A 19,374-nucleotide genomic window follows, 5' to 3' on the forward strand; every position below is an offset into this window, starting at 1 on the left:
TTAATTTGAAAAAAGTCGCAGAAAATCAGTATTTTTCACGAATTTTGAGGCATTTTAAAAGGTTTTTTGATGCAAAATCAACTTTAGGATGGGGAAATTGACGGCAGCTATTACAGCTGTAGGAGCTTACGTTCCAAATTTTGTATTGACCAATAAAATGCTGGAAGGCATGGTAGATACCAATGATGAATGGATCGTTACTAGAACCGGCATCAAGGAAAGGAGAATATTAAAACCGGAGGAAGGAGAAGGAACGTCCTATCTGGCCATTAAGGCAGCAAAAAACCTTTTGGAAAAGAGGAATTTGGACCCCAAGGAAATCGATTTGGTTATGATAGCCACAGCTACGCCGGATAGTCTGGTTGCATCTACCGCGGCCTTTGTCGCCTCGGAAATTGGGGCCACTAATGCCTTTTCTTATGATTTGTTGGCGGCCTGTTCCAGTTTTTTGTTCGGAATGTCCACCGCAGCAAGCTATATCCAATCCGGCAGGTACAAAAGAGTTCTATTGATTGGAGCAGATAAAATGTCCTCAATAATAGACTATACGGATAGAACTACCTGTATTATTTTTGGAGATGGTGCGGGAGCTGTTCTTTTTGAACCTAACACGGAAAACCTTGGACTACAGGACGAGTATCTTAGAGCGGACGGTTCAGGAAGAAAATTTTTAGGAATGGATGCGGGAGGGTCATTATTGCCCGCCTCTGAGGAAACGGTCAGGAATCGGAAGCACTTCATTTATCAAGATGGAAAATCGGTTTTTAAATTTGCCGTGTCGAACATGGCCGATGTGGCTGTAAAAATCATGGAACGGAATAATTTGAGCCATACTGACATATCGTGGTTGGTTCCACATCAAGCCAACAAACGAATTATTGATGCAACGGCCAAAAGAATGGGTCTGGACGGTTCCAAGGTGATGATGAACATACAGCGCTATGGCAATACAACCGCCGCGACACTTCCACTTTTGTTGAGAGACTATGAGGACCAACTAAAAAAAGGCGATAATTTAGTTTTCGCCGCTTTTGGAGGAGGCTTCACCTGGGGATCTATCTATTTAAAATGGGCCTATAACTAAAACTAAAAACTAAAATGTAATGGATATCAAGGAAATTCAAAGCCTAATCAAATTCGTGGCAAAATCCGGTGCTAGCGAAGTAAAACTTGAGACAGATGATATAAAAATCACCATTCGTACCGGAGCGGTCGGATCTGGATCGGACACCACCTATGTACAACAAATTCCCGTCCCACAAACCCCGTTGGCGCCAATTCCGCAAGCTCCTGCGGAAACTCCCGCTCTATCCCCAGAAGCAAGCACTAAAGAGTCCCAGGAAGACGATGCCAAATACATTACCATAAAATCGCCTATTATTGGAACTTTTTACAGAAAACCCTCACCGGACAAACCGGCATTTGTGGAGGTAGGTTCCAGCATCTCAAAAGGGGATGTTCTCTGTGTTATAGAAGCAATGAAGCTTTTTAACGATATAGAATCTGAAGTGTCCGGTAAAATTGTGAAGGTTTTGGTAGAGGATTCCTCACCGGTAGAATTTGATCAACCCTTGTTTTTGGTAGATCCATCCTAGGTTAAATCACAATGCCCAAACTCCAAATACCAAAATCTTTTTGGAATTTGGAGTTTGAGATTTGAAATTTGGAAGCATTATGTTCAAAAAAGTATTGATTGCAAACAGGGGGGAAATCGCCCTTAGGATTATCCGGACATGTAAAGAAATGGGTATCAAGACCGTTGCGGTCTATTCCAAAGCGGATGAGGAAAGTCTACACGTTAGATTTGCGGATGAGGCGGTCTGCATTGGCCCGGCCCCTAGTAGCGAATCTTATTTAAAAATCCCCAATATCATTGCTGCCGCTGAGATTACCAATGCGGATGCCATTCATCCTGGGTATGGATTCTTGTCCGAAAATTCAAAGTTTTCAAAGATTTGCGCTGAACATGAGATAAAATTTATTGGTGCTTCGGGAGAACAAATTGATCAAATGGGAGACAAGGCAACCGCCAAGGCTACAATGAAAAAGGCTGGGGTACCGACCATTCCTGGCTCTGAAGGCCTTTTAAAGGATGTTGCCGATGCCAAAAAGATAGCCAAAAAGATGGGTTACCCGGTTATGATCAAGGCTACTGCCGGTGGTGGAGGTAAGGGAATGCGCGCTATCTGGTCCGAAGATCAAATGGAAAGTAACTTCGAAAGTGCTGTTAAGGAGGCTACCGCTGCCTTTGGAAATGGGGGTATGTACATGGAAAAACTGATAGAGGAACCACGCCATATCGAAATACAAGTAGTAGGGGACCAATATGGAAAGGCTTGTCACCTTTCCGAAAGGGATTGCTCCGTTCAACGCCGTCATCAAAAGTTGACCGAGGAGACCCCTTCACCCTTTATGACGGATAAGCTACGAGATGAAATGGGCAAAGCCGCCATCAAGGCGGCAGAATTCATTAAATATGAAGGTGCCGGTACTGTAGAATTTTTGGTTGACAAACATCGCAACTTCTATTTTATGGAAATGAATACCCGTATACAGGTAGAGCATCCCATAACGGAGCAGGTTGTGGATTATGATTTGATACGGGAGCAGATTCTGGTAGCCGGGGGCGTACCTATTTCGGGTAAAAACTATATCCCAAAGCTACATTCCATAGAATGTCGCATCAATGCTGAAGACCCTTATAACAATTTCAGACCTTCTCCAGGGAGAATAACCACATTACACACACCAGGAGGTCATGGAGTTAGAATGGACACCCATGTGTATAGCGGTTACGTAATTCCTCCAAACTACGACTCCATGATCGCTAAATTGATTACCACGGCACAGACGCGTGAAGAAGCTATAAACAAAATGAAACGTGCCCTGGACGAATTTGTGATAGAAGGCATCAAGACTACCATCCCATTCCATAGACAGCTCATGGAGCATCCCGATTATTTAGCGGGAAACTATACCACCAAGTTTATGGAAGATTTTGAGATGGAACCACCGTCCGAAGAATGAACGGACAAGATCTGACAGATCTTACAAATTCCGGATAATGAATCTCAGTTACTGGGAATATAAAACGTGGCTGTCCCACATCGATTTTGCTATTGTAGGAAGCGGGATCGTTGGACTCAATTGCGCAATCCGATTACGGGAAAAGCACCCAAAAGCCAAGATCGTAATATTTGAAAGAGGCGTTTTGCCCCAAGGTGCCAGTACTAAAAATGCCGGTTTTGCTTGCTTTGGTAGTATTTCGGAAATTCTGGCGGATCTAAGGTCCCATTCCAAAGATGAGGTATTTCATCTTGTATCGCAAAGATGGAAAGGAATACGATTGCTTCGAAGCACTTTAGGCGATAAACATATTGATTTTCAACGGAATGGAGGGTATGAACTTTTTTTGAAACAACAGACGGCGCTTTATGAAAATTGCCTAGATCGCATAGCGGAAATCAATCATTTTCTAAAACCTATTTTTGGGGCCGAACCTTTTAGCTCCTGTCCAAATTCTTTTCATTTCAAACAGATAAAGGAGCACTATATCAAACATGCTTTTGAAGGACAATTGGATACCGGCAAGATGATGATGGGCCTCCTTCAACTAGCACAACAAAAAGGCATTATTGTCTTAAATTCGATAGCCGTCAATGATATTATGGAAAATCAGGGAAAAGTATCACTTCAAACGGATGCTTTTGAATGCCAGGCAAGGAAATTGTTTATAGCTACTAATGGATTTGCGTCCCAATTATTGAATGAAAATGTAAAACCTGCCCGCTCTCAAGTGTTGATTACCAAACCTATACAAAACCTGGGAATAAAGGGGACATTTCACTTGGATGAAGGGTATTATTATTTTCGGAACATTGATAATCGTATAATGCTGGGAGGGGGCAGAAACCTTGATTTGGAAGGAGAAAAAACGGTTGTTTTCGGTCAGACCGAATTAATTCAAAATCGATTGCAAGAACTTCTGGAACAGGTTATTCTCCCAACCACCATCTTCGAAATTGACCAAAGATGGAGTGGTATCATGGGAGTGGGCAAAGAAAAAAAGCCTATTGTAAAACAGGTTTCGGAAAACGTAACTTGTGGCATTCGTTTAGGGGGCATGGGGGTGGCAATCGGCAGTTTAATTGGGAAGGAGTTGGCTGATCTAGTCTAGAGACCCATCGTAATTGAGAGGGCAAATTTAACTATTCTTGCTCTGACGATACCTCAATAAAGCTGTTGGTTTTTTCTTTGCAAGTGATATTTTCTTCCTATATTGGTAAGCTTACTTTTTTATGAGCTTCCCCAGAGCTTATTCCAAAATTTTTATGAACTGAACACCCATATCCCCTAATCTGGGGCATTCACACTATTTGCTTTGGTAGCCACCCATATCGTTCGATTTTTAACAATCGACGGCAAGGATTAAATGGTATGCTAAAACTATGATTTTATGAAAAATGATATTGCGGGGAAATTTGGTTTAAGTTATATGGTTGTGCTCCTAGTGTCCTTTTGCATGGGGTGTTCCTCATCCAAAATGAACTTTAAAAGGGAATATAACAAGGTATGGAAGGAAATGGTAAAATCCGAAGCTTGGAAGAATTCCTTATTGGCGGATAGGACTGCAAAACCTGAGGAAGAAATGGATTTTTATACAAGCATTCTAGATGTGGGAATAGATAATAGAGATAGCTACAACCCATTGATGGAAAAGGAAGTGGCGTTCGAGGAAAAGTACAGTGCCCTTGTTTCCAGGGCGTATTTTAAAATTATCGCCGAAGCTGAAAAGGCGGATTATCGTCTAAGGAAAGAATATGAGGATTGGAACACCAAAAAATCTGAAGCGGAGAATAAAGGAGACAAGACCTTCAAGAGGCAGCTCAATTTGGTAAATCGGCGTTACGCTGCACACCAGAAGATGCTTAAGGGACTCAAATCATGGAATATTTTAAGCGAATACAGATCGGACGATCTTCGATTCTTTAAAAATGAAAACAGAAATGAGGTTCAACAAATGTTCAATACGGGCAAAGACGATAGTGCAATCGTTAACCTTTTGATCTACAAATTGGCGGATCTCTATCATTTTGAGGATTAAGCCTTAAGATTTATTAAACTCCTCCAAATTGAATAAAATTTGGGCATTCCGATTTTCTAATTATTTCTTCAATGCCAGGTATATCCAAAAAGGATTTGTTCGAATTTTGCGAGACTTTTGTTACAGATAGAATTGCACGCATTCGGAAGAATATGGTGGATATACAAGAGGCATTGACCTCGGAAACCAAAAGTAGTGCAGGCGACAAGCATGAAACAGGTAGAGCCATGTTGCAACTAGAAAGAGAAAAACTGGGCAATCAATTGGCGCAGGCCGAGGAAATGAAGCAGGTCTTGGCTAGAGTGCGTTTACAAGAAAATACGGAAATTATAGGTCTCGGTAGTTGCACGATTACCTCAAAAGGCAATTATTTTTTGGCCATCTCTGCAGGGGTTTTTACAAACAAAGATGTATCCGTTTTTTGTATCTCCGTTGGGACACCTATTGGAAAACTATTATTGGGGAAGTCTATTGGTGAGGTTATTATTTTTAATGGAGAGAAAATCGAAATTTTAAAAATAGAATAGTCCCATATAGAGCATGAATTTTTTAGTTTTATTGGCATCTTCACACGTTACTTTATGCAACAAGTAGGGTCATAAAGTTTAAGAATAGCTTTTCGACATGATGGGTCGACCGACATACATATTTCATTGACCTATCATAGCCAGTAACCAATATTAGAATTCATATTTAACCATAATATAAAACAAGGTGCCGCTATTCTTTTTAAATTTAAAGGTATTAACCGTATAAAATTTTAGAAATGTCTACACAAGAAGTTGCCGACAAGTTAGTAAGCCTTTGCAAGGATGGAAAATACGATGAAGCCTATGAGCTTTATGCAGATGATGCGATAAGTATTGAAATGCCTGGCATGCCAGGAGATGAAGTGACCCATGGCAAGGAAAAAATTATTGACGGATACTATGAATGGGCAAATAGTATTGAAGAGGTGCATGGAGGTACAGTGGGAGAACCCGTGGTTGCCGGGAATCACTTTATGCTTCCTATGACAAGTGATGCCACTTTCAAAGGACAAGGCAGATGGAAAATGGAGGAACTGTGTTTGTACCAAGTTGAAAATGGTAAAATTAAAAAAGCTCAATTCTTTTATGACGTACCCGATATGGGTTAGAAGATTATTCGAAATTGGGCTTTTTACGACCCGACTTTTTTTGTGCGGCCAATTTTTTGGTTTTCAGCCTTTTTTCCACTGAAGCTTTGGAGGGTTTTGTTCTTTTCCTTTTTTTCGGGGTTTTTAGTGCGGACTCGATAACTTCCAAAAAACGAAGGACGATAAGTTCCTTGTTCCTGTGCTGACTACGTGTTTCATCACATTGCAAAAGCAATAGGCCATTGTTGGTTAATCTGGGCTTTAGTTTATGTAGGAGACGTTCCTTTTCCGTATCCAAAAAGGCGAAGGAGTTTACCAGATCAAAAGTCAATTCAATTTTTGTGGAGACCTTGTTCACATGCTGTCCACCGGCACCACCACTGCGAACGGCCTTAAATTGAAGTTCCCCTATAAGTTGCCCCTTATCCATGAAGACTAGATATTTAACCGCTGATTTATGGTCTCTATGGAGATATTCAGAAAAACGTTCTTTCCATCTTCCAAAGCAGAATGGTGGTTGAAGTAAATGTTTTGTTCTTCATAAGTTCCTACGATCATATAATGACCTCCCATATAATATGATTCTTTTACGATGACTTCCAAACCTGATTTTTCCGAAACCTTGAACTCATGGGCATAGACGATAATACGGCGTTTGGTATCCGCATATGATTTAATGACATTGATCGGGATTCTATTGGCCTCACCGAACAATGAAGCAATGTACAGGTTTTTTGGGTGTTCGTACAAGTTTTTTGGTGTATCCTTGGCGATAATCTTTCGGTCTTTTAATACAATTACCCGATCTGCGAAGGGCAGCATATCATTATGATCATGGGTTGCCGTCAAAACAGTAATGTCTTCTTTTTTTAGAAAGGAGAACAAATTCCTTCTCAAGGTGTTTTTCCTAAAATTATCGATATGGCCAAACGGTTCATCCAGTAAAAGAATTTGGGGCTGTTGCGCTAGCACTCTCGCCAAGGCTACCCGTTGCTGTTGTCCTCCACTTAAATAACGTACTTTGGTTTGGGCCAAGTGGGTCATTTCTATCATCTCCAAAAGTTCTTCGGTACGGGCTTTGAGTTCTTCAGGCTCAAAAACGGAAAGGTATTGACTTACATTTTCAAAAACGGTCGTATAGGGCATCAGGTCAAAATCCTGGGCCAGATACTTCATATACGGTTCGCCAGGGACCAGATTATACAATGGTCCCATTATCTGGTTTTCATCCCAATAGACCTCGCCGACCTTAATGTGCAGAAGGCCATAAATAATTTTGAGCAAGGTGCTTTTTCCACAACCACTTTCCCCAATAATGGAAACATGTTCGCCTTTGGAGACCTTCAGGTTTATGTCCTCCAACACCGATGTTTCGTCATAGGCAAATGAAACGTGATCTACTTGAAGCATATAAAGTGTTGTTCTAAGGGAAAATCAAAAATCCGTCCCTAAATTAAGAAACGGATTTTCCAATAAAATATTGATAATGGCCGGTATTAATCCTTAAATTCTTTAAGCACGTTTTGGTTGGGCAGTTCCTCAAAGCCCATATTGTAAAGGGTAAATCCAAAAATATCGGCATACTGCTCAATGGTCTTACTGATCGGGGTACCCGCCCCGTGCCCCGCGTTGGTCTCAATCCGGATCAAGGTAGGATTCTCCCCGGTGTGTTTTCCCTGTAACTCAGCCGCGAATTTAAAGCTATGGGCAGGTACTACTCGGTCATCATGGTCTCCAGTAGTAATCAAAGTGGCCGGATATTCCGTGCCTTCCTTTACATTGTGTAAAGGTGAATATCCTTTTAAATAAGCGAACATTTCCTTACTCTCCTCGGCAGTGCCATAATCATAGGCCCATCCGGCACCCGCTGTAAATGTATGATAGCGCAGCATGTCCAAGACCCCTACGGCAGGGAGTGCTACCTGCATCAAATCTGGACGTTGGGTCATGGTGGCCCCGACCAAAAGCCCTCCATTGGAACCACCCCTAATGGCCAAATATTCTTTGGAAGTGTAATTGTTGTCAATAAGATATTCCGCAGCTGTTATGAAGTCATCAAACACATTTTGCTTCTTCATTTTTGTACCGGCAATGTGCCATTTTTTGCCATACTCTCCTCCTCCACGAAGGTTAGGCACCGCATAGATGCCTCCCTGTTCCATCCAAATCGCATTGACAATGCTAAACGAAGGCGTAAGGCTGATGTTGAATCCTCCATAACCATATAGGATGGTTGGATTTTTTCCATCCGGTTCAATACCCTTTTTATGGGTAATGATCATGGGAACCTTGGTACCGTCCTTTGAAGTATAAAATACTTGTTTGGACTCGTAGTCAGAGGGGTTAAAATCAATTTCCGGTTTCCAGTATTGATCATATTTTCCGGTATCCACATTATATTTATAGGAAGAACTTGGGGTATTGTAGTTGGTAAATGAGAAATAAAATTCCCTGTCTTCTTTTTTGCCTCCAAATCCACTGGCACTACCAACACCTGGGAGTTCCACTTCCCGTATTAGATTTCCTTCATAGTCGTATTGTAAAACCTTTGAGATGGCATCCACCATATATTCGGTAAAGAAATATCCGCCTCCGGTACCGGCAGTCAATACATTTTCTGTTTCTGGAATAAAATCTTTCCAGTTGTTTGGAACTGGGTCGGCCGCATCCGTCACCACAATTTTTTTATTCGGGGCATTCCGGTTGGTGACCAAATACAATTTAGTGCCCACATTTTCAATAATATGGGTATCCGATTCCGTATCATCCAGCACGGTGACCAATTTGGAAGTGTGATCCGTCAAATCTTTCAAATACAATTTGTTGCCTGAAGTAGAGGTCGATGCGGAAATAAAAAGATAGCGTTCATCTTCGGAAACATAACCCCCAACATAACGATGTTTTTGTTCCGATGTTCCACCGAAAACAATATTATCCTCAGCTTGCGGGGTGCCCAATTTGTGATAGTATAATTTGTGTTGATCGGTTTTGGCAGAAAGCTCACTGCCTTTGGGCTTGTCATAGCTAGAATAGAAAAAGCCGTCATTGCCTTTCCAGGAAATACCGCTGAATTTAATATCTACCAAGGTATCCTCCGCAATTTCCTTGGTTTCCGTATTGATTACTATCCCTTTACGCCAGTCGCTCCCTCCTTCGGAAATAAGGTACGCCGCCTTTGAACCATCTTTGGTAAAGCTCAGGCTCATCAAAGAAGTGGTTCCATCTTCGGAAAAGGTATTTGGGTCCAAAAAAACCTCTTCCTCGCCCCCTTCCTTTTTACGATAGACCACATATTGATTCTGTAGTCCATCGTTCTTGTAGAAGTAGATATAATCACCTTCTTTAAATGGGGAACCCAACTTTTCATAATTCCAAAGCTTTTCAAGACGATTTTTAAGGTCATCCCGAAAAGAGATACTATCCAAATAACCAAAGGTGGTTTTGTTCTGGGTCCTTACCCAGGTCTCGGTTTCCGTACTACGGTCGTCTTCCAACCAACGGTAAGAATCCCTTACGTCGGTTCCAAAGTAACTATCTACAATATCGACTTTTTTGGTGATAGGATAATTCACAATACTAGGATTTCTTCTTTTTTGGTTTTACAAGCGGCAAAGATAAGCACTACCAAAAAGATGCCGATTTTTCTCATGCCAATAAGAATTAAATCTGATAAAAATATCTCAAAAGGACATGAAATTAGCAGATCAAGGAAGATTTAACTTTTTTAAAGAGCGAGGGTGTGCAAAAAAATGAAATAAGTAATCACTACAAACCTACTTACCATCCTACAAGTTAGGCTGAATAGAAGTAAAATAGCGATGGTCTTTGATGGCTATACCAACGTATTCTCCACTAAATATTCCGCAATTTGAACGGCATTGGTCGCCGCTCCTTTTCTAAGGTTGTCGGATACGATCCACATGTTCAATGTATTGCGCTGGGTTTCGTCCCTACGGATACGACCTACAAAAACCTCGTCCTTATCATGTGCGTAAATGGGCATAGGATAGGTATTGGTATCCGGGTTGTCCTGTACCGTGACTCCTGGAGTATCGTTCAATAACTTTCGAACCTCATTAAGTTCAAAATCGTTCTCGAATTCTACATTTACAGATTCCGAATGTCCTCCTGCAGTGGGTATACGTACAGCAGTAGCACTTACCGAGAAAGTACGGTCATCCAATATTTTTTGTGGCTCGCGGGCCAGTTTCATTTCTTCTTTGGTATACCCGTTTTCCATGAAAACATCACAATGTGGCAGTGCATTTCTATTAATGGGGTAGGGATAGGCCATTTCGCCCTGAACCCCGGCCATTTCGTTTTCCAACTGCTTCACGGCTTTTACACCTGTTCCCGATACCGATTGATAGGTAGAGACCACTACCCGCTTCATCCGATATCTCTTGTGCAAGGGTGCGAGTGCCATAACCATTTGGATGGTGGAACAATTAGGGTTGGCAATGATTTTGTCCGTTGCCCTCAATTCATGGGCATTGATTTCAGGAACTACCAACTTTTTGGTTGGATCCATACGCCAAGCGGAAGAATTGTCCACAACCGTAGTACCGACCTCCGCGAATTTTGGAGCCCATTCCAAAGAAGTGTCTCCACCTGCTGAGAAAATAGCAATGTCTGGTTTTGCGATTACGGCATCATTTAGGCCTATAACCGTATGTTCCTCTCCTTTGAAGGTCAATTTTTTACCTACGGAGCGTTCCGAAGCTACCAATAACAATTCGGATATGGGGAAATTACGTTCCGCCAACACCTTTAACATCACCTCGCCAACCATTCCCGTGGCGCCTACTACAGCTACTTTCATTCCCTGTGAATTTGGAAAGGCAAATGTACTTCAAGAACCGGGACTGTACAAATGGAACACGAAAAATATTAAAATATAACAAATTGTTACAAAAATAACTAACGATTGTTTGATCTCCAGAAAAGAAAACCCCCACATTAGTGGGGGCTTATGGTTTTTAATTGTGATGTAGCGGATGGCCTTTGCAAGGCCTGATATAATTTATTGCTTTTTTAACAAATCCCTAATTTCGGCCAAGAGCTCTTCTTGGGAAGGTCCTGATGGGGCGGGTTCTGGTTTTGGAGCCCGTACCTTGTTATATGATTTTACGATCATGAACAGGACAAAACCTACAATGATCAAATTGATGATCGTGTTTATCCAAGCTCCATAGCGGATGGCACTTTCTGGTTTTTCCACAGTTCCGTCGGCTGCCATTACAGCTTCGGAAAGTATTACTTTCATATCCGCAAAATCCATTCCGCCGGCAAAATGACCCACAATGGGCATCATAATGTCATTGACAAATCCGCTTACGACAAGCCCAACGGCTCCTGCCAATATAACGGCTACGGCCAAATCTATGACGTTCCCCGTCATGATAAAATTCTTAAATTCTTTCCACATGGTTTTAGTGTTTTAGTTACTATTTGTTTGTGCTTGTCCGCAATATAACCAAAAAAACAATGTTAACGAAACGTTAATTATCGAATCAATCGCCAACGAAAACACGCTTTACCCTATGGGAAATGCTCGTTAAAAGTTCGTAGGAAATAGTATTTGCTGTAGAAGCAAATTCCTCGGCGGTCGGATTTTTCCCAAAAATGATGACCTCATCCCCTTCTCGACAATCAATTCCGGTAATGTCTATCATGATCATGTCCATACAGACATTTCCAATTATGGGCGCTTTTTTTCCATGTACCGTTACGTATGTACTTCCTTTACCGTACTGTCTACCAATTCCATCAGCGTGCCCCAAAGGAAGTGTGGCCGTAACCCGATATCCATCGGATGTAAAAGCCCTGTTGTATCCTACAGTTTCATTGGGTTCTATTTTATGGATTTGCGAAATAATGGTCTTAAGACAAGCCACGGGCCTCAATTGTTCATCAATATTCCTTTCGTTTCCATAACCGTACAGGCCTATTCCACTTCGGACCATATCCCATTGAGATTCCTGGTAATTGATGATACCCGAAGTATTCAGTAGATGTTTAAAAGGTGAATAATCCAATTTTTCATCTACCTCGGCGGCAATTTTTTGAAACGTATTGATTTGGCCATGGGTAAAAGGGGCTTCCTCCAAGTCCTCAGATGCCGCTAAATGGGAGAAAATAGAAACTATCTTGATTTCGTTCCGTCCAGCCAATTGCTCAACAATATAATCCACGTCGTTCTCCCAAAACCCCAAGCGATTTAGACCTGTATTGAATTTGATATGTACTGGATAATCCTCTTGATCATGTTTTTTGGCGACTTTAAGAAATTCCCTGAGAACTTTTGGCGAATACAAACTAGGTTCTAACGCTTTTTGTATTAGTACATCAAAATTTGAGGGTTGGGGATGCAGTACAAGAATAGGAATCTGTATACCTGCGTCCCGTAAGGCTGTACCTTCGTTTATATAGGCAACCGCAAAATAGTCCACACCTAGGCCTTCCAGCTTTTGGGCAATTTTTACAGCATCACTACCATAGGCAAATGCTTTTACCACTGCTAGGAATTTTGTTGCAGGTACTAATCTGGATTTCAAATAACGATAATTGTGCTCAAGCGCACCCAAATCGATTTCAAGAATGGTTTCTTTGGTTTCAGGCATTGGAGCTTTTGGAGTTTGATGGGAGCTCTTCGACCTCCACATCCATCTTTTTTACCTTTTCCCGTAACATCGCCTTAAAAAAAGCAGCCCTACTAAGAGGTTCATATTCCTCTACCTCTCCAAGCATGACCAAGTTATCATTATTGGATTTTCGAAAGCTATAGTTGGCCAGGTTTCCCGTACGGGTACAGATTGCATGTACTTTGGTAACATATTCCGCAGTGGCCATTAAGGCGGGCATTGGCCCAAAAGGGTTTCCTTTAAAATCCATATCCAGCCCGGCTACCACCACCCGAATGCCCTTGTTGGCCAAATCGTTGCAAACCGTTACTATTTCATCATCAAAGAACTGGGCCTCGTCAATTCCAACAACATCACAGGTATCCGCCAAAATACGAATGTTTGCCGCCGCAGGTACTGGGGTGGAGCGGATTTCATTGGCATCATGGGAAATTACTTTATCCTCATGATACCGATTGTCTACAATAGGTTTAAATATTTCCACCTTGAGCTTGGCAAACTTTGCACGCTTCAATCTGCGGATAAGTTCCTCTGTCTTACCAGAAAACATCGAGCCGCAGATGACCTCTATCCAGCCGAATTGTTCTTTGTTATTAACGGTATTTTCGAGAAACATTTTGTAATTTTAGACGAAAATAAGGGGTTTCTTCGTTCCTGTTTACAGGGAGCATTAAAATTACTAAAAAAGGGACACCTTTTCCGAAAGGATAAAATAAAAGCAATGAAGCGAAAACTGAAGGAGGAATTGCGGAAACTGTCCACGGACATCATTACCTCCAGGGATTTAAGGGAAATCACCGATCTCTATGAAGCGGCCAAAAATCTTTATGAGAAACTTGCCGTATTAAAGTTTATAGAAAATGAGCTGAACGATGTAGAAGTAGATGTTTCTAAAAACGCAATGGCGACCAAGTTCGAAAAAATGGCAAATGCCGTGTTGAACGCCAATTCATCGGTGCCAGAGAGTAATCCACACAGTGAGGATATTATGACACCGGGAATAGACACCATAAAGGATATGGTCTCGGAAATGCCCAGTGAGGCCCCGGTAGATGAGGTTTTGGCCGAATTTATGGCAAAACCGGAATATGTGAAGAACGATAAGGAGCTTTTTATGCCTCCTAAAGAGAACGGGGCAAAGCGAGAGACTAGACCAAAATCCCTAAACGACAAATTTGGGAATACGGACATTAAGGTAGACCTTAATAACCGATTGGCCTTTGTGAAACATCTTTTTAATGAAAGCACGGAGGATTTCAATAGGGTTATCTCCCAGTTGAATACCATAGATTCTGAGGAGCGATCTGTTTCCTTTATCACCAACATGGTAAAACCCGATTACAATAATTGGGCGGGAAAAGAGGAGTATGAAGAGCGATTTATAGCACTGATTCAACGCAGGTTTTCCTAAAATCCCTTATAAAATCATCAAAATAAAATGCCGGAAGTTGTGAAACCAATTTCCGGTTTTTGATTTCTTCTAAAATGGGAAAGCTTTATATTGTACCTACACCGATCGGTAATCTGGAGGATATTACTTTAAGGGCCATAAATATCCTAAAGAAGGCAGATACCATATTGGCCGAGGATACCCGGACAAGTGGGAAGCTTTTGCAGCATTATGAAATTACTACTCCAATGCAGTCCCATCACATGCACAACGAGCACAGAACGGTGGATGCCATTATCAAGAGAATAGTGTCTGGCGAAACCATTGCCCTAATTTCCGATGCTGGTACGCCAGCAATTTCAGATCCAGGGTTTTTATTGACTCGGGCCTGCATTGAAAATGATATTGCCGTAGAATGTCTTCCGGGAGCTACCGCCTTGATACCGGCTTTGGTAAATAGTGGACTCCCTAATGATAAATTTGTTTTTGAGGGTTTTCTTCCGGTAAAAAAGGGCCGTCAGACCCGACTAAAGCTTCTGGCCGAGGAAGCCCGAACCATGGTATTTTATGAATCGCCGCATAAATTGGTCAAGACCTTGGGCCAGTTCGTGGACTATTTTGGAGAAGACCGCCCTGTTTCCGTTTCCAGGGAACTGACCAAAATATATGAGGAAACAATTAGGGGAACTGCTGCTGAAGTATTGGCACATTATTCCAATAAGCCCCCCAAGGGTGAAATTGTTATTGCGGTTGCTGGCAAAAAGTAGTGCCTAATAACGGGTAGATTTTCGAAGTCGGCTAAACGTTTCCGGTTTCATATTTAAGTAAGAGGCCAAATACTTTTGTGGAATAACTTGTAGTTCCTTGGGACAACGCTGCATGAATTGTATATAGCGTTCTTCTGCGGATAGGGTAAGCAATTCCGCTTCCCGATACAATCTACCCATAAGGATATCCCTAAAAAAATGATGCCCCCAAGTCTGAAAATCCGGATCAAGTTCAAAGAGACTTTGATAATTTTCGTAGTTGATGGCCAACATTTTGGAAGGCTTTAGGGCCTCCAAAAAAGTAAATGAGGAAGTCTTATAAATAAAGGAATCGAAAACACCTGAGGGGCTCCCGGAATAGGAAAATCCCAAAACAACCTTCTCCCCCTTCTCATTTAGGATGTAAAGAGCCTGTACCCCTTCCAATACAAAATAGAAGTAGCGCTCGGTATTACCCGCCTCGGTAATGAGCTCGGACCGATCAAAAGATTTTGGGACCCATAGCGAGCGGAATTTTGATTCGCTCTCCGAGCCTAAATGAACCTGTGGGAAAAAGTGTTTCAGTTTTTGATATGTCGTGTCGTCCATAGAAGGTGCATAACGTATGGACCATAAAAATAAGGTTTATGCGCTATATTAATAATTAGGATAGCGAATCCAAGGTTTCTTCAATTTGAACAAGGTGGCGCTCTGCATGACTCAACAAGAACTCAAAGCATTCAGGTAAATAAAAAGTGACTATAGGACCTATGGCCGAGGTAATTTTGGTTTTGGAAACCTCTTTTTGCCGACTGCTAAGCATAGCTTGTTTTAAATGGCCGTATAGACTATTAAATTTTTCAAATACTTCGTTGATTTGTTCTTGGCTCAGGTCATTGGGAAAGATAGGTTCAAATTTCCGTAACGTCTTCATTTTCCATTTTCGCTTACAGTCCTTGGGACGTTGCCCCATGATTATGATTTTTTGCCAAGCCCTGACCTTAAACGGTTCATTTATGGAGTTATGGTCAGTTGACTTTGCCAGGGCGGCATCAATTTTTTCAACATAAAACATGTATGCAATGTTCATATGCTCAATAATTTCCAATATGCTCCAAGCCTTTGGTTTTGGCAGTGTTGTTAGTCTTGAGGTTTCCAATTGCTGAAGTTGATCTATTTTCTTCATCAAAAGGTTTAGGCGCTGAATTTGATTTTCCGGTGTAATTAATAAGGTAGGCATGTATAATGGATTTTGTCTAATACAAAAGTGAGGCTTTTGCCGATCAGAAAAATTGATCTGTATCAAGAAATGGAATAGAGGTTCCAGGGTTCTTTTTGTTAGTTTACCTTTTCATTTTCGACAATTTACAAAGTATCCATGGAAGATTTACTTACGGAAATACGAAACTGCGAGGTATGCAAGGAGCATTTGGCCCTGGGTCCAAGACCCATTGTTGCCGCAAATCCGGAATCCAGAATCGCGATAGTCGGACAGGCTCCCGGAACCAAAGTTCATAAGACAGGTGTGCCCTGGGACGATCCCAGTGGCAAGCAATTGCGAAACTGGTTGGGCGTTACGGACGGCATCTTCTATGACGAAAGGAAAATCGCGTTGATTCCTATGGGTTTTTGTTATCCAGGAAAGGGGAAAAGTGGTGATCTACCGCCACGGCCGGAGTGTGCTCCTCTATGGCATTCGCCGATTTTTGAAGGAATGCCCAACCTACAACTGGTTATCCTGATTGGGCAGTATGCACAGCGCTATTATTTGGGCGAAAAAATGGAAAAGAATCTGACCGAAACGGTGAGGGCTTATAAAAACTATTTACCCCATTATTTTGTATTGCCCCACCCTTCGCCTCGAAACCGGTTTTGGTTAAGCAAAAATCCATGGTTTGTGGAGGAAGTTATCACCGAATTGCAGTGGCGAATAAAAGATGCACTTAGATAACTATTTCTTTAGCGTAGAAAAATAAACCCAAAATATAAAGAATAACTGCAGTGGAACTCTAAACCACAAGTAGGATGTTCCTTTTCCATTGAGTTCCCCGGTCTGGTAATTGATGTTCTCCAGAGCTGCTTTAATGTTCGCCGGAAGAATCAAGATAAAGAAAACGATTAGGAGCCAAGCTACGGTAATCCGATATCTAGGAATAAGCAAACCTATGGCGAAACCTATTTCCATGACACCAGTTAGGTAGACCAGTTCTTTTTTTGCAGGGATGAAATTGGGGAGCATTTGTGCCATCCCATGGGTAAAGGCAAAATGACCGATTGCCGCAAATACCAACATTGCGGCCATCGCAATTTGTGCTGCCAGGGCTGGGGACAACTGCCCTTTTATAAACTTGATCAAGATTAGGGAAAGAAGAAAAGTTACCAGTAAGACGATTAATGTTTTCATAGGGCAAAGATTCCCATTAAAAAGATGCCGTGCAATGAACCTAGGTTAAGAAATCTGCCGGCGAATTCGGCTCAGGGCCTGTGGGGTAATACCAATATATGAGGCGATATACTTCAAGGGAATTTCCCGAATCAGTTCGGGCCGTTCCGAAAACAATTCCAAATAGCGTTCTTTGGCCGATTTGTTCAAAAGTGCCAGTTCCCGTTTGGATTTGATAAGAAAAAGGTTTTCGGCATTTTTTCGCCCAATCTCATTGCCGATGGCCGTTTCTTCATATATCGCTTGTAAATCGTCATAATTTATCCTCCAAAGTTTGGTAGGGGTTATGGATTGGATTTGGTAAGTACAGGGGGATTGTGTCAAAAAGGAATCATAGGCGCTCACAAAACTATGGGCGAAGGCAAAACCAAAAGTGAGATCGTTGTCAATTTTTGGAATGTACAAGCGGGCCACTCCGGATTCTATAAAAGACAAGTAGTTCTCCGTGGTTCCTTCTTTGAGGATTATACTGTTTTTGGGATAATTCTCAAAGACCAGTTTTGATTTAAAGATAAACCAATCATCATCAGAAAGGGGAGCAAAGGATTCCAGATGTTCTCTAATGTGTTGCATTTTTAAATTTCCTAGAAATCTTTAATACACCTCACCTCCATGTTTCCCTTTCTCCCAACCGTGTTTTCCCAAATATTGTGTGGCACTTTCCACGGCACCGTCCTCAATGGAAGTTCCCATGGAATCGTTCCATCGGTTAAGATACCCGAATAGGGAAATAACACCCAACATCTCCACAATTTCCCCTTCGTTCCAGTGCTCGTACAAACGCGCCTTGATTTCCGGATTTACCATATTGGGCACTTGGGATGCGGCCAAGGAAAAATCGAGGGCGGCCCGCTCCGCTTCCGAAAAGGCAGAATGGGTACGGTAATCCCAAATATTATCCAATTGTTCCTGTTCCCCGCCATAGCGTTCGGCCGCACGTATGGCATGGGCCTGGCAGTAACGGCATCCCGTGGCATTGCTGCTGACCCAAGCGATCATTCGTTTTAGCGCCGAAGTAACCCTACCCTCATTGGCCATTACGGCCTTGTTCAGGTTGATAAAGGCTTTGGAAATGGCCGGCCTATGTTGCATGGTCAACACGGAATTGGGACAAAAACCAAGCGTTTCATTAAAGAATTCGGCCAGTTTTTTGGTTTCTATATCATGATTGGGATCAAGAGGGGTTACTAAGGGCATATGCTAAATTTAAGTTACAAAATACAGGCACGAAATGAGAAAATCCCAAAAATGGAATGTTTTAAAAGGCATCTATTTATCGTACTTTTATAGCCTACAAGAAACAAAAATTTATGGGCACAACAAATCATATCACAACCAAATGGCTGGGCAATATGGCCTTTGAAAGTAATAACCTTTCCGGGCATAGCATAAAAATCGATGCAAGTCCCGATGATGGTGGGGAAGGGGATGGACTGCGCCCCAAGGCTTTGATGCTTTCCGCCTTGGCAGGATGCTCCGGATTGGATGTGGCGGGACTCTTTAAAAAGATGAAATTGGAAGTAGATGATTTTCAAATTGAGACCATTGCGAACCTTACGGACGAGCATCCGAAATACTACGATGAGGTCACCATAGAATATCATTTTTACGGGAATAATCTCAACGAGAAAAAACTGGACCGAGCCGTAGAGCTCTCCGTTGAAAAATATTGCGGTGTTATGGAGATGTTCAGAAAGTTCGCAAAGTTGGAAGTAAAAACGGTATTTCACAATAAATGAAGTTCAAGCGCAAGTGTCAAATTCAAGTTTAATGGTATAAGTTTGACTTGTAGGGATGTTGGATATAATATTTCTGTGGGGATTATATAATAATAGAGAATATAATCTATACTCCAAAATAATTGCCTTATCTTCCTTTTTAACCAAGTCCCTATTTTACAGTTATATTTGAGTTTTATTTTTGAATTTTA

The 19,374-nt window shown here is 41.7% G+C and carries 23 protein-coding genes; 11 read left to right on the forward strand and 12 right to left on the reverse strand.

Annotated features, from left to right (window positions below; translation table 11 throughout):
* Nucleotides 1-88: 88 nt before the first annotated feature.
* From D7Z94_RS03645 to D7Z94_RS03675, 7 genes are all read left to right on the forward strand, one after another.
* Nucleotides 89-1,084, forward strand: coding sequence for a beta-ketoacyl-ACP synthase III (locus D7Z94_RS03645; RefSeq protein ID WP_120710156.1), 996 nt, complete (start codon nt 89-91; stop codon nt 1,082-1,084).
* 19 nt (nt 1,085-1,103) lie between these two features.
* Complete coding sequence (accB, locus tag D7Z94_RS03650) at nt 1,104-1,595, forward strand: acetyl-CoA carboxylase biotin carboxyl carrier protein (RefSeq protein ID WP_120710157.1); 492 nt, start codon at nt 1,104-1,106, stop codon at nt 1,593-1,595.
* Nucleotides 1,596-1,674: 79 nt separating this feature from the next.
* A complete protein-coding gene (accC, locus tag D7Z94_RS03655; protein WP_120710158.1) occupies nt 1,675-3,027 on the forward strand; it encodes an acetyl-CoA carboxylase biotin carboxylase subunit in 1,353 nt (450 codons plus the stop codon).
* Between the two features lie 37 nt (nt 3,028-3,064).
* The gene (locus tag D7Z94_RS03660; RefSeq protein ID WP_120710159.1) at nt 3,065-4,177 is read left to right on the forward strand and encodes an NAD(P)/FAD-dependent oxidoreductase; all 1,113 of its coding nucleotides are present in this window, start codon (nt 3,065-3,067) and stop codon (nt 4,175-4,177) included.
* Nucleotides 4,178-4,456: 279 nt separating this feature from the next.
* Nucleotides 4,457-5,104 carry a hypothetical protein gene (locus D7Z94_RS03665; RefSeq protein WP_147415823.1) on the forward strand — a complete coding sequence of 216 codons (648 nt, stop codon included), beginning with the start codon at nt 4,457-4,459 and terminating at the stop codon, nt 5,102-5,104.
* Nucleotides 5,105-5,175: 71 nt separating this feature from the next.
* The gene (locus D7Z94_RS03670) at nt 5,176-5,631 is read left to right on the forward strand and encodes a GreA/GreB family elongation factor (protein ID WP_120710161.1); all 456 of its coding nucleotides are present in this window, start codon (nt 5,176-5,178) and stop codon (nt 5,629-5,631) included.
* A gap of 239 nt (nt 5,632-5,870) precedes the next feature.
* Nucleotides 5,871-6,242 carry a SnoaL-like domain-containing protein gene (locus D7Z94_RS03675; protein ID WP_120710162.1) on the forward strand — a complete coding sequence of 124 codons (372 nt, stop codon included), beginning with the start codon at nt 5,871-5,873 and terminating at the stop codon, nt 6,240-6,242.
* A 4-nt stretch (nt 6,243-6,246) separates the two neighbouring features.
* On the opposite strand, the gene arfB is transcribed toward D7Z94_RS03675, so the two are convergent.
* The 7 genes from arfB to D7Z94_RS03710 all read right to left on the reverse strand — a co-directional run bounded on the left by arfB (nt 6,247) and on the right by D7Z94_RS03710 (nt 13,481).
* Nucleotides 6,247-6,651: an alternative ribosome rescue aminoacyl-tRNA hydrolase ArfB gene (arfB, locus tag D7Z94_RS03680; RefSeq protein ID WP_120710163.1), complete on the reverse strand. Its 405-nt coding sequence runs from the start codon at nt 6,649-6,651 to the stop codon at nt 6,247-6,249.
* A gap of 5 nt (nt 6,652-6,656) precedes the next feature.
* On the reverse strand, nt 6,657-7,631 hold the full coding sequence (locus D7Z94_RS03685) for an ABC transporter ATP-binding protein (protein ID WP_120710164.1): 975 nt from the start codon (nt 7,629-7,631) through the stop codon (nt 6,657-6,659).
* Between the two features lie 86 nt (nt 7,632-7,717).
* A complete protein-coding gene (locus tag D7Z94_RS03690) occupies nt 7,718-9,793 on the reverse strand; it encodes a prolyl oligopeptidase family serine peptidase (protein WP_245967127.1) in 2,076 nt (691 codons plus the stop codon).
* A gap of 260 nt (nt 9,794-10,053) precedes the next feature.
* Entirely contained in the window at nt 10,054-11,043 is a 990-nt protein-coding gene (locus D7Z94_RS03695) for an aspartate-semialdehyde dehydrogenase (protein WP_120710165.1), read from the reverse strand.
* A 201-nt stretch (nt 11,044-11,244) separates the two neighbouring features.
* Nucleotides 11,245-11,649 (reverse strand): large conductance mechanosensitive channel protein MscL, encoded by a 405-nt coding sequence (gene mscL / locus D7Z94_RS03700; RefSeq protein ID WP_120710166.1) that lies wholly within the window; start codon nt 11,647-11,649, stop codon nt 11,245-11,247.
* Nucleotides 11,650-11,734: 85 nt separating this feature from the next.
* On the reverse strand, nt 11,735-12,844 hold the full coding sequence (gene alr / locus D7Z94_RS03705; protein ID WP_120710167.1) for an alanine racemase: 1,110 nt from the start codon (nt 12,842-12,844) through the stop codon (nt 11,735-11,737).
* Nucleotides 12,837-13,481 (reverse strand): thymidine kinase, encoded by a 645-nt coding sequence (locus D7Z94_RS03710; RefSeq protein WP_120710168.1) that lies wholly within the window; start codon nt 13,479-13,481, stop codon nt 12,837-12,839. Before D7Z94_RS03710 ends, alr begins: the two co-directional genes overlap by 8 nt.
* Before the next feature lie 105 nt (nt 13,482-13,586).
* Between D7Z94_RS03710 and D7Z94_RS03715 the strand changes: the two genes are divergently transcribed.
* Nucleotides 13,587-14,276, forward strand: a complete 690-nt coding sequence (locus D7Z94_RS03715; protein WP_120710169.1) for a hypothetical protein — start codon at nt 13,587-13,589, stop codon at nt 14,274-14,276.
* A gap of 74 nt (nt 14,277-14,350) precedes the next feature.
* The gene (gene rsmI, locus D7Z94_RS03720) at nt 14,351-15,022 is read left to right on the forward strand and encodes a 16S rRNA (cytidine(1402)-2'-O)-methyltransferase (protein WP_120710170.1); all 672 of its coding nucleotides are present in this window, start codon (nt 14,351-14,353) and stop codon (nt 15,020-15,022) included.
* A 3-nt stretch (nt 15,023-15,025) separates the two neighbouring features.
* Here the strand turns inward: rsmI and D7Z94_RS03725 are convergent, their stop codons facing one another.
* Complete coding sequence (locus D7Z94_RS03725) at nt 15,026-15,610, reverse strand: Crp/Fnr family transcriptional regulator (RefSeq protein ID WP_120710171.1); 585 nt, start codon at nt 15,608-15,610, stop codon at nt 15,026-15,028.
* Nucleotides 15,611-15,665: 55 nt separating this feature from the next.
* Entirely contained in the window at nt 15,666-16,241 is a 576-nt protein-coding gene (locus D7Z94_RS03730; protein ID WP_120710172.1) for a DinB family protein, read from the reverse strand.
* A gap of 138 nt (nt 16,242-16,379) precedes the next feature.
* Between D7Z94_RS03730 and D7Z94_RS03735 the strand changes: the two genes are divergently transcribed.
* A complete protein-coding gene (locus D7Z94_RS03735; protein ID WP_120710173.1) occupies nt 16,380-16,952 on the forward strand; it encodes a uracil-DNA glycosylase family protein in 573 nt (190 codons plus the stop codon).
* Here D7Z94_RS03735 and D7Z94_RS03740 read toward each other — a convergent pair whose 3' ends face one another.
* Genes D7Z94_RS03740 through D7Z94_RS03750 form a run of 3 tightly spaced genes read right to left on the reverse strand, consistent with a single transcriptional unit; the run spans nt 16,953 to nt 18,641 of the window.
* Nucleotides 16,953-17,405 carry a DoxX family protein gene (locus D7Z94_RS03740; RefSeq protein WP_120710174.1) on the reverse strand — a complete coding sequence of 151 codons (453 nt, stop codon included), beginning with the start codon at nt 17,403-17,405 and terminating at the stop codon, nt 16,953-16,955.
* Nucleotides 17,406-17,450: 45 nt separating this feature from the next.
* Nucleotides 17,451-18,017 (reverse strand): Crp/Fnr family transcriptional regulator, encoded by a 567-nt coding sequence (locus D7Z94_RS03745; protein WP_120710175.1) that lies wholly within the window; start codon nt 18,015-18,017, stop codon nt 17,451-17,453.
* Nucleotides 18,018-18,038: 21 nt separating this feature from the next.
* Entirely contained in the window at nt 18,039-18,641 is a 603-nt protein-coding gene (locus D7Z94_RS03750; protein ID WP_120710176.1) for a carboxymuconolactone decarboxylase family protein, read from the reverse strand.
* 113 nt (nt 18,642-18,754) lie between these two features.
* On the opposite strand from D7Z94_RS03750, the gene D7Z94_RS03755 reads away from it, so the two are divergent.
* Nucleotides 18,755-19,183: an OsmC family protein gene (locus D7Z94_RS03755; protein WP_120710177.1), complete on the forward strand. Its 429-nt coding sequence runs from the start codon at nt 18,755-18,757 to the stop codon at nt 19,181-19,183.
* Nucleotides 19,184-19,374 lie beyond the last annotated feature (191 nt).

It is taken from the genome of Ulvibacterium marinum, assembly GCF_003626755.1.
Lineage (GTDB): Bacteria > Bacteroidota > Bacteroidia > Flavobacteriales > Flavobacteriaceae > Ulvibacterium > Ulvibacterium marinum.